This window comes from Vibrio sp. 10N.261.51.F11 (assembly GCF_041471665.1).
In the GTDB taxonomy this organism is placed as follows: Bacteria; Pseudomonadota; Gammaproteobacteria; order Enterobacterales; family Vibrionaceae; genus Vibrio; species Vibrio crassostreae_C.
The window spans coordinates 6,300-17,385 of sequence record NZ_JBFROW010000067.1; the positions used below are offsets into that span (position 1 = coordinate 6,300).

10 protein-coding genes are annotated in these 11,086 nt (G+C 45.6%); 5 read left to right on the forward strand and 5 right to left on the reverse strand.

Annotated features, from left to right (window positions below; all coding sequences use genetic code 11):
- Positions 1-422: 422 nt before the first annotated feature.
- The 5 genes from xdhA (at position 423) to AB4351_RS18730 (ending at position 7,765) form a co-directional block, all read left to right on the forward strand.
- Positions 423-1,868, forward strand: coding sequence for a xanthine dehydrogenase small subunit (gene xdhA, locus AB4351_RS18710; protein ID WP_032549154.1), 1,446 nt, complete (start codon positions 423-425; stop codon positions 1,866-1,868).
- Positions 1,861-4,266: a xanthine dehydrogenase molybdopterin binding subunit gene (gene xdhB, locus AB4351_RS18715; protein WP_102320852.1), complete on the forward strand. Its 2,406-nt coding sequence runs from the start codon at positions 1,861-1,863 to the stop codon at positions 4,264-4,266. Before xdhA ends, xdhB begins: the two co-directional genes overlap by 8 nt.
- A 54-nt stretch (positions 4,267-4,320) precedes the next feature.
- The gene (xdhC, locus tag AB4351_RS18720) at positions 4,321-5,202 is read left to right on the forward strand and encodes a xanthine dehydrogenase accessory protein XdhC (protein WP_004732871.1); all 882 of its coding nucleotides are present in this window, start codon (positions 4,321-4,323) and stop codon (positions 5,200-5,202) included.
- Between the two features lie 59 nt (positions 5,203-5,261).
- The gene (gene guaD, locus AB4351_RS18725; RefSeq protein WP_102320851.1) at positions 5,262-6,596 is read left to right on the forward strand and encodes a guanine deaminase; all 1,335 of its coding nucleotides are present in this window, start codon (positions 5,262-5,264) and stop codon (positions 6,594-6,596) included.
- 287 nt (positions 6,597-6,883) lie between these two features.
- On the forward strand, positions 6,884-7,765 hold the full coding sequence (locus AB4351_RS18730; RefSeq protein ID WP_004732869.1) for an AEC family transporter: 882 nt from the start codon (positions 6,884-6,886) through the stop codon (positions 7,763-7,765).
- On the opposite strand, the gene AB4351_RS18735 is transcribed toward AB4351_RS18730, so the two are convergent.
- From AB4351_RS18735 to AB4351_RS18755, 5 genes are all read right to left on the reverse strand, one after another.
- Positions 7,762-8,286 carry a hypothetical protein gene (locus AB4351_RS18735; protein ID WP_102320850.1) on the reverse strand — a complete coding sequence of 175 codons (525 nt, stop codon included), beginning with the start codon at positions 8,284-8,286 and terminating at the stop codon, positions 7,762-7,764. The two genes, AB4351_RS18730 and AB4351_RS18735, sit on opposite strands and share 4 nt — an antisense overlap.
- Before the next feature lie 267 nt (positions 8,287-8,553).
- Positions 8,554-9,027 carry a GrpB family protein gene (locus AB4351_RS18740; protein ID WP_017064997.1) on the reverse strand — a complete coding sequence of 158 codons (474 nt, stop codon included), beginning with the start codon at positions 9,025-9,027 and terminating at the stop codon, positions 8,554-8,556.
- A 16-nt stretch (positions 9,028-9,043) separates the two neighbouring features.
- Positions 9,044-9,283: a hypothetical protein gene (locus tag AB4351_RS18745; RefSeq protein ID WP_102320849.1), complete on the reverse strand. Its 240-nt coding sequence runs from the start codon at positions 9,281-9,283 to the stop codon at positions 9,044-9,046.
- 96 nt (positions 9,284-9,379) lie between these two features.
- Positions 9,380-9,976, reverse strand: coding sequence for a DJ-1/PfpI family protein (locus AB4351_RS18750; protein ID WP_102320848.1), 597 nt, complete (start codon positions 9,974-9,976; stop codon positions 9,380-9,382).
- Between the two features lie 83 nt (positions 9,977-10,059).
- Positions 10,060-10,941: a hypothetical protein gene (locus tag AB4351_RS18755; protein WP_050647480.1), complete on the reverse strand. Its 882-nt coding sequence runs from the start codon at positions 10,939-10,941 to the stop codon at positions 10,060-10,062.
- Positions 10,942-11,086 lie beyond the last annotated feature (145 nt).

Consider the following 11,086-nt stretch of genomic DNA (forward strand, 5'->3'; position numbering starts at 1 on the left):
TGTTAACAGATGGTTATCAAAACTGGAGAGAAGTAAGCCCCTGCGTTTGCTTCTCTTTTTTATGCCCTCTCACCTAAAAATAAAGACGACGATCGGCTCACATCCATCTAAAACACTGTCTATTCTAGCCTCAACAACGATCTTAGCCTCTACAGAATCACTCCCAACAGTGCCATAAATCTTGTCTTTATCTTGTATACATAGCTATCCATTCATTCACACCATAAAACTGTTCAATCTCAATCCAAACCCTTATAAAACAGACGACTATGACCAAAATTAAATTGTATACAATTCGCGACAAGCCATCTTTGTTACATTTTTGTAAATAAATAGTTGACCGCAGGGTCAGGATGGATAATTATTGACCTAGAAGTCAAAAAGAATACACATGGAAATATGTCGATTTACAAGGAGGTCTCTTGATTACTTTTTTGCTCAATCAGGAAATAAGACGCGAAGATAATCTGTCGCCAAATATGACAGTGCTCAACTACCTTCGTACCAAGATAAATAAGACGGGTACAAAAGAAGGTTGTGGGTCGGGCGACTGTGGCGCATGTACGGTAGTTCTGGGTGAAGTGGTTGATGGACAACTGCAATACCGCTCGGTGAACTCTTGCCTTACGTTCGTTTCAGCGCTGCATGGCAAGCAACTGATCACAGTAGAAGATCTGCAAAATCGAGATCGCTCATTGCACCCAGTGCAAAAAGCGGTGGTTGATTTTCACGGTTCACAGTGTGGTTACTGCACGCCGGGCTTCATCATGTCGATGTTTGCGCTAGGCAAAAACAAACCCGATGCGAGCAAAGAAGACGTCATGGAATCACTGGCGGGTAACCTATGTCGTTGTACAGGCTACCGACCAATTGTTGATGCTGCGATGTCACTTTCAACAGACCAACCTTTGATCGACCAATTTGCTGAACTTGAACGCAACACCATCAAGAAGCTAGAAAGCATTCAAGACACTGAGGCCAACTTACGCCTTGGTCACCTCACCGCTTTTTCCCCAAAAAGCACCGATGAGTTGGCCAAGCTTTTTCAAGCCCACCCGAACGCTAAGCTGGTTGCTGGCGGTACGGATTTAGCGCTGGAAGTGACGCAATTCCATCGTGAGATTGAAACACTGATCAGCGTGAACCTTGTTGAAGACATGAAGGTATGTGAAGAGACCGACACCGATCTAATCATTGGTGCCAACCTGCCTATCAGTGATTCTTACTCACTATTGAAAAAACACTACCCAGATTTTGGTGAACTGCTGCATCGCTTTGCTTCACTGCAAGTGCGTAACCAAGGCACCATCGGCGGTAATGTAGCCAATGCTTCGCCTATCGGTGACACCCCTCCTCTGCTGATTGCCCTTAACGCAAAGATCAAACTTCGTTGCGGTGACGAGTCACGCACCATGCCGATTGAAGATTACTTCATCAGCTACAAAGTGACGGCGCAAAAAGAGAGTGAGTTCATTGAACAGATCATCATTCCTAAGCCAACTAACGACAGCTTCCGAGCTTACAAACTGTCTAAACGTTTAGACGACGACATCTCTGCGGTGTGTGGTGCGTTTGATATTCAAATCGAAGACGGCAAGGTTTCTTACGCTCGTATCGCTTTCGGCGGTATGGCTGCAACACCTAAGCGCGCGGCGCGTTGTGAAAATACGTTATTAGGCAAACCATGGACAGACGCTAATATTAAGTTAGCGATGCAGGAACTGTATAACGACTTTGAGCCGCTATCTGATTTCCGTGCCAGCCAAGAATACCGTTCATTGTCGGCAGCCAATATGTTGCGTCGTTACTTCATTGAACAGCAGAACAAAAACAACCAAATCGAAACAAGGGTAACGTCTTATGTCTAAATCAAATTCCTCTGTTCACAAGAGCAATGCGATGACCCACGAAGAGATGGTTACCATTGCAAAACAAGACCTAAAAACTGGCGTAGGTAAAAGCGTAAAACACGACAGTGCAGCCAAGCAAGTCACGGGCGAAGCGGTATACATTGACGACCGCCTAGAGTTCCCAAATCAGCTGCACGTCTACGCACGCCTGAGCACTCAAGCACACGCGAACATTACCAATATAGATTTATCACCGTGTTACGAATTTGAAGGCGTGGCGATTGCCATTCAAGCCAAAGACGTACCAGGTGAATTGGACATTGGTGCAATCCTACCGGGCGACCCACTGCTTGCCGATGGCAAAGTAGAATACTACGGCCAACCTGTGATTGCTGTGGCAGCTAACGATCTAGAAACCGCACGCAAAGCCGCGCACGCAGCCGTTATTGAATACGAAGAGCTACCAGCCATTCTTGATGTGAAAGAAGCGCTGGCAAAAGAGCACTTCGTAACAGAAAGCCACACTCAACAGCGTGGTGACTCAAAAGCAGCACTGAAAAAAGCGAAACACGTGATCTCTGGTGACCTAGAGATCGGTGGCCAAGAACACTTCTACCTAGAAACGCAAATCAGTAGTGTAATGCCAACCGAAGACGGCGGCATGATCGTCTACACCTCTACACAGAACCCGACCGAAGTTCAAAAGCTGGTTGCGGAAGTGATTGGCGTGCCGATGCACAAAGTCGTGATTGATATGCGTCGTATGGGTGGTGGTTTCGGTGGTAAAGAGACTCAAGCAGCCTCTCCAGCCTGTATGGCTGCGGTGATTGCCCACCTTACAGGCCGACCGACCAAAATGCGTCTGCTGCGTAATGAAGACATGCAGCAAACCGGTAAACGCCACCCGTTCTACAATCAATATACAGTCGGTTTTGACGACAACGGTGTGATTCAAGGTGCCGACATTACCGTTGCAGGTAACTGTGGTTACTCACCAGACTTATCAAGTTCTATTGTCGACCGCGCGATGTTCCACTCAGACAACGCTTATTATCTAGGCGATGCAACTGTGGTCGGTCATCGATGCAAAACCAATACCGCATCGAACACCGCTTACCGTGGCTTTGGTGGCCCGCAAGGCATGATGACGATTGAACACATCATGGACGAGATTGCGCGTTACCTGAAAAAAGATCCTTTGGAAGTACGTAAAGCGAACTACTACGGCGAAGAAGGCCGTAATGTGACCCATTACTACCAAACCGTTGAAGACAACTTTTTACCTGAGATAACCGAACAGCTTGAACGCAGCAGTGACTATCACGCACGTCGTAAAGAAATCGCTGAGTTCAACAGGCAGAGCCCTATCTTGAAGAAAGGCCTTGCGATCACACCAGTGAAATTCGGCATCTCGTTTACTGCGACTTTCTTGAACCAAGCAGGTGCGCTCATCCATATCTACACCGATGGCAGTATTCATTTGAATCACGGTGGTACGGAAATGGGGCAAGGCTTGAACATCAAAGTGGCACAAATCGTTGCACAGGAGTTCCAAGTCGATGTCGAACGTATCCAGATCACCGCTACAAACACAGACAAAGTTCCGAACACATCACCAACCGCAGCCTCATCGGGCGCCGACCTCAACGGTAAGGCCGCGCAAAACGCCGCAATAACCATTAAGCAGCGCCTGATCGACTTCGCTTCTTCGCACTTCAAAGTGTGGCCTGAAGAAGTGGTGTTTAAAAACGGCATGGTGCAGATCCGCGATGAGATCATGACCTTCAACTCATTTGTTGAACTGGCTTGGTTCAACCAAATCTCGCTATCAAGCACTGGCTTCTATCGCACTCCGAAGATCTATTACGATCACGAGAAGGCGCGTGGTCGTCCGTTCTACTACTACGCCTATGGTGCTTCTTGTTCAGAAGTCATCATCGATACCCTGACTGGCGAGAACAAGATTCTGCGTGTCGATATTCTGCATGACGTAGGCGCTTCATTGAACCCGGCGATTGATATCGGCCAAGTCGAAGGTGGCTTTGTACAAGGTGTCGGTTGGTTAACAACGGAAGAGTTGGTGTGGAACCAGCAAGGCCGCTTGATGACCAATGGCCCTGCAAGTTACAAGATCCCTGCGATTGCTGATATGCCAATTGATTTCAGAACGCACCTTTTAGAAAACCGTAACAACCCAGAAGACACAGTATTCAACTCGAAAGCCGTGGGTGAACCGCCTTTCATGTTGGGTATGTCGGTATGGAGTGCATTGAAAGATGCGATTAGCTACGTGGCCGTTGATGGAGCGATTCCTAAGCTCAACACACCTGCAACGCCAGAACGTATTCTGATGGCGATTCAGGAAGTCACTGAAACGGCTCCGACTTCGGTCGATGCTCAATCAGAAACGGCTTAGGGCTCATATCGATCGTTTAGCTTGAGAAGCATAAAAAGGGATTTAGGAGGACATATGTTTAAGGATAATTGGATTCACGAACTGGCAAAACTTGAAGAGAACTACGAACCATGTGTGATGGTGACGGTTCTTGAAGACAGAGGTTCCGTTCCACGCGATGCGGGCACCAAAATGCTTGTCACTCGTGACCGAATCATCGCTACGATTGGTGGTGGTCACCTTGAACATGTGGCCACTAAAATGGCGCGTGAAATGCTGATTGCCAGCGAAAAATCACTCAAAGTGGAACGCTTCAACCTAGGTGCTCGCTTAGGCCAGTGTTGTGGCGGAATGGCAACGTTAAGCTTTGAGCCGATTGGCACTCAACAGAACCACCTTGTGCTGTTCGGCGCAGGTCATGTTGCCAAGGCGCTGCTGCACATTGTGGCGACTCTGCCCTTCCGTGTGACCTGGATTGATGAGCGTGAAGAAGTATTTCCTGAAACGCTACCACACGGTGTGAAGAAGCTTGTCTCAGATGATCCAGTCGGTGAAGTAAAACACATGCCACCGAACAGCTATTACCTTGTGATGACCCACAACCACCAGCTTGATTTCGATTTAACCAAAGCGATTATCGACCGTGAAGACAGCCGTTACTTCGGAATGATTGGATCACTCACTAAGCGCAAGAAGTTCGATTTCCGCTTAGAGCAACGCGGCTATAGCCAAGAACAAATTGAAACCATGCTTTGCCCGATTGGTATAAGTGCGGTGAATGGCAAACATCCTGCGGAAATCGCAGTATCGGTTGCCGGTGAACTGATCGCACACTATCAAGGCCAAGCACTTGAACAAAAGCGCCCAACCAAACAATATCGAAATCAGGATTTGACCGATCAACACAGTCAACCAAGCGACGTAGGCGAACCACCATTGGAAGAGAAGATCGCCTAACACAAGTCGCAAAGCTTCAGTGGCCATAACGTCGCTGAAGTCATTAAAAGGAAGTAAACATGACAACGCAACGCAAAGCTTATCGCGCCAGCATTTTACACAGCGTCGCCGACCCAAAAGATGTCGGTATCGATGAGTCTTACGACTATTTTGAAGACGGTGTTTTAGTGGTTGAGAACGGCCATGTCGTCGACTTAGGCCATGCCGATGAGGTATTGGCTCGCCAACCTAAAACACTCGAAGTAAAAGAATACAAAGACAAGCTGATTACCTCTGGCTTTATTGATACGCACATCCACTACCCTCAAACAGGGATGATCGCGTCTTACGGTGAGCAACTTCTTGATTGGTTAGAGAACTACACCTTCCCAGAAGAAAAGCGCTTCAAAAACCCAGTCTACGCACACAAAGTGGCGAAGCTATTCCTAGATGAATTAGCAAGCAACGGCACCACCACGGCACTCGTGTTCGGCACGGTACACAAAGAGTCGGTTAACGTTTTCTTTGAAGAAGCTGAGAAGCGCAACCTACGTATGATTGCGGGTAAGGTTTTGATGGATCGCAATGCGCCTGATTACCTCACCGACACGCCAGAATCTGGCTACGCCGACTCCAAAGAACTGATTGAGAAATGGCACAACCGCAGCCGTTTGCTTTATGCCGTGACACCTCGTTTCGCGCCAACCAGTACACCAGAACAATTGGCTACCGTTGGTAAATTGCTAGAAGAGTACCCAGATGTGTATATGCACACGCACCTTTCTGAAAACGAGAAAGAGATTGAATGGGTAAAAGAACTGTTCCCAGAGCGCGACAGCTATTTGGATGTGTATGACCACTATGGCCTACTGCACAAACGTTCGGTTTTCGCCCATGGCATTCACTTGTCTGATTGCGAATGTAAGCGCCTAGCCGACACGGAATCTGCCATTGCTTTCTGCCCGACCTCTAACCTGTTCTTAGGCTCAGGTTTATTCCGATTACCAGAAATGGAAGAGCACGGCATTCGTGTTGGTATGGGGACTGATGTCGGCGCAGGCACTAGCTTCTCAATCCTACAAACCATGAGTGAAGCCTATAAGATCATGCAGCTTCAACATAAGAAATTGCACCCAGCTAAGTCGCTATTCTTAGCCACATTAGGTGGTGCACGTTCACTGCATTTAGAAGACAAGATTGGCAACTTGGAAGTAGGAAAAGAAGCCGATTTCGTGGTGTTGGACTTACACGCCACACAATTGATGCGCTTTAGAATGGAACAAGCGACCAAGCTTGAAGAGAAGCTATTTGTATTGATGAGCCTGGGTGACGACAGAACCGTCAGCGAGACTTACATCTACGGCGAGAAAGCCTACGATGTGAATTTCAAAGATTATCAAAAGCTCGTTAGCTAGACTGAAAACCGAGTAACAATCGCTAGACAGCGACAGCCGTCGTTAATTAAAAATCCGTCCAGATTTATCTAGCCTTGAAAGACCAGTTGCTGATGCCACTGGTCTTTTTTGTGCTTCATTCAAAGAAATATAAATTAACCGTTCACAAACAACGATCTTCGGTGACGCCAAGTCATTATATTGATAGGTTAATGTTTATACATATCGACTTCATACTTCACTTTAGCGTCTCTCTAAAACATTCGTTTCTCAGCTAAATGGAAGCACTCAATCTAGAAAGGAATTCTATGTTCGAACAGGTCGTCAGCATTCTGTTTCCCGTTTTTGCTTTAGCCAGTGCTGGCTTTGCGGTGGGTCGTTGGCTCAAGCCCGATTTCAAACCGATCAATCGCATCAACATGGATGTGTGTATTCCTGCGCTAGTGTTTGCCTCGCTGACCACCATGCCTCTCGACACCGAACAACTGCCACTCATCACCGCCTCTTTGGTCGCGGTGTTGGTGCCCGCTTTATTGATGATACCAATCTGTAAGATCTTTAAGCTCAACTTCAAAGCTTGGGCGCCGCCACATATGTTCCGCAACAGTGGCAACTTGGCCATTCCCCTGTTCACCTATACCTTTGGTGAGAGTGCATTAGCCCCTGCGGTATTGCTGTTTGTGGTATCGGCATGCGTGCACATTAGTGTCGGTTTAGCGCTACTAAGCGAAGGTAATCCGATCAAACAGATCCTCAAGATGCCGATATTCTTAGCCGCAGCATTAGCGATGACTCTCAACCTGTCTGGCATTGCAGTATGGAATCCAATCTACGAAGCAACATCGCTACTCGGCCAAGCAGCCGTGCCCATCATGCTGTTGTCGTTGGGTTCGCAAATGGTGAACTTGAAGCTAAGCGGACTCAAAGTTGGCTTGCTGTGTACGGCTCAATCGCTGTTTACTGGTGCCATCGCCTTCGCCATCATCTACTTCTTTATCCCGCTGCCAACGCTGCACCTACAAATGATGGTGCTGTTCACCATGCTGCCACCTGCCGTGATGAACTACCTGTTTGCAGAAAGGTTCAATGTCGAGCCTCCCAAGGTCGCATCTATGGTGTTGTTCGGCAACTTCCTAAGTGTGGTTACCTTGCCTATTTTACTGTCGTTCGCGCTGTCTATGTCGAGTTAATTGTTTACGCACTTATCCAGTTTAAGCTCTGCCGTCACTTTAGTAAGGCGCAGAGCAATAGCGAAACAGACTAAGTAAGGACTCACATACCAGAAGAGGCTTTCTAATGGCTGCTTCACCTGCGCTTCTCTGGTTTTTATGTATTGGTTTTTCTGCATCTCATACTGACTCAGCATACCATCCACCCACACGGCATCACTTTCCACCAGCGATACACTAGGCGCAGGAACTGTAAAATCCGATGCGTTGGGTAACAAGGTGAAATCAACGTCTTTGAACGTGATCGCCGTATTCAAATACCACAAACACGCTTCATGGTGCTGAGCGTGATTATCCAAAGATGGTTGACCTGTGCAGGTATCACTTCGCAGCTTATCCAAAGAAAACTGCTGAACCGATTCTAAAATCGCCACCGCTCTGGTTTGTTCGGTTTCAACCCAATCGCCCGCTACTTTCGCACGAATCTCAGACACCGCACCCAGCATCCCGATACCCGCCAAGAACGGCCATAAATAATCCATGAGCTTCCATTTTCGTCGGCTCAAGTTGAACCCACACCAAATCGGAAGATGAAAAAGGAGCGTTAGCCCAAGCGATAGCAAAACGAAATTCAAAGAGCTAGAGAGCATGAGTTCGCTATCAAAGAAGTTCTTCATAATGAGATACTTGCCTGTATAACAAAGAGAAATTTGATACTAGGTTCGATATTTGAAAAGAGTGTAAGAGGAAAGTAAAAACAGCACAAAAAGTTAGGATTTGGATGAATAATATCCAATCGAAACTTGTTGTTATTTCAAAGCCAACACATGCTCGATAAAAGCCGACTTCTTTTCACGGTACTCTTCTTGCGACCAATCTTCACAAGACATTTTGAGGGTGTTGTATTGCTCCACTAATTCCGGATCCGCACGTAGCTTGTCACGAAACCTTAGAAAACATTCGAACTCAGAACCATTGGCAACTACTTGCAAGGCCACGTCATGTCCTGATGTAGACTCCAACATGCACAGTTCCGGCGTTCTTAAGGTATCGAGTTTCTCATTGAAGCCGAGTGTTGTGAGTTGTTCAATGGCGTACTCAAGTTCACTCGATTCAATACCGACGAATATATCCAAGTCGCCTTTAGATACTGCAGATGGAATAGAAGATGCGCCTACGTGCTCAACTCTCGCATTAAGGATTAGCTTTTTGATGTCACGTTCGTATCGGACAAACAGCTCGTTGCAAGCCGCTTGGTATTGTTCCGCAGGGTAAAATTTCATATATCTTCACTCCGAATCACAAACTATTGAACACACCAATTGCTAACAGAAACAATACGATGCTAATCGCCCCGACATAAGAAATTCTGGTTCGCTCTTTTTCAATTGGAATCAATGGGGGAAAGCGCCCTAATGTGAATACTTTACAGACTATCCAGCCAGCTCCGTAACCAATGAACTCAATCAATATCGACTGAAACAGATACCTAAAGAATGAGCTCAATGCCCTAAAATACGCGACTATCAAGTCTTCCATTTTTTGTCCTAAGTAAAGTCAATTTGGACTAAAAATGCCATGGGTAGAGATTCATATCAAGAACCTTATACAGGACTGCGCACGCAATGAATCAGTTTAAACGTAAGTACTTACTATCGACATGCAATGATTCACAGAGTCTTCTTTCTCACCAACAGGCGCAACATAGTGAATTGCAGCTTCGGCATGTGCTTGGTCTGCGAGTTTACTGATAACCCATGCAGCTAAGTATTTAGACGACAAACAGCCACCCGCTGTAGCAATGTTACCTTCCGCATAAAACGGCTGGTCCAACACGTTCACACCGGATTCAATTACCCATGGCTTCGTTGTTAAATCAGTACAGGCTGGAACTTGATTCAGTAACCCCAATACCGACATCAATAAAGTCCCTGAGCATTGACCACCAATCAATTGTGTTTGTGGATTAAGGTTTAACCTTGAGAGTAATTTATCATCTTGGGCGACATCGCGGGTCAACATGCCACTACCAAACAACACCGCATCAGCTGTATTCGCGAACTCTAAAGGCTGTTGAGATTTAATTGTGACTCCATTCATTGAAGTCACTGATTCTGTAGGGCTAGTAATCTGCACATTCCAACCAAACTCTTTCATTCGATTCAAAATACCCGATGCGATGAAAGAATCTAGCTCGTTAAATCCATCAAATGTTAGTACGGCAATATCCATATTTGTCTTTTCCTTAAACCCTATTTAATAGCTCAGACACTGTGATTAAAACTACATACAACTCATTTTTGATTATATCTAACTCACTTTTCGAACCGAATCGCTGAGTAATCTATTGACCTACGATGCTTTAATTGGAGATGACCGTACACCTCAAACCACTCAAGAGATAACACATGCTTTTCACCACCTTCCAAATGTAGTTCGCAACGATACCGTTCAAAATTCGTGTCATTGACCAAACTTTGCCACTTAGTCAAATATCTTTCACGGCCATCACGAACAATTGAATCGGATAACTCACGATTCAACATGTGCTTTTGAGAAATCGCGTATACGAAACCGTCGATAATTTCTGAGAGTTCTAGCTTAATATCATGTGATAATTTTTTCTTTGGGACACCAGCTTTAACTAGGTCATCGTAATCGTAAAAAATACTGAAATGAGCAGTGCGACTTGATGTTTCATGATCGTAGCGAACACCAGTAGTAAAAGTTCTTACAGGTAAAGCGCTATGTTGGCTATGTCCTCTCAAGTCGCAGCCAACTACGTAATGAATATTTGAGTCGTAAATATCCTGACGTTGTGATTCGACAGCAACTCTAGCAGCTTCGTCATTCGTAATCTCAAATGCAAAACATCGCTTCTTCCGTTCATTAAAATGCCAATCAAGATATAACTTACTTAAGTTGAACAAGTTAAAAGCCAAACTATTCAAAGAGCTACGAATTTCATGGTTTAGTACATAGTCAGCAAACGGGGTTGAAATAGACCTTAAATTCCAATAATTAACTTTATTTTTGAAGTCCCAATATGCTTCAATTATTTGGTCATAAATAATTTCTAGATCTAAAGCTTTGACTAGCAAAGAACGTATCTCTTGATAATTCTCCGCATCAGAATCTGATACGTCAAAAACTCGGTGCTCTGCTGTTTCAGTATTAAATACAACGATATTTTTCATAACTCTCTCAACTGATCTTGAACATCAACACTCTGCCCGACTAGACAGGAACAACCAACAGCACACTTTAATTCACATATGCACCTAGAGTCACCAACTGAATGATAAATCTGCATTACCTTTGTCCAAAATCGAGTAGGAGGAG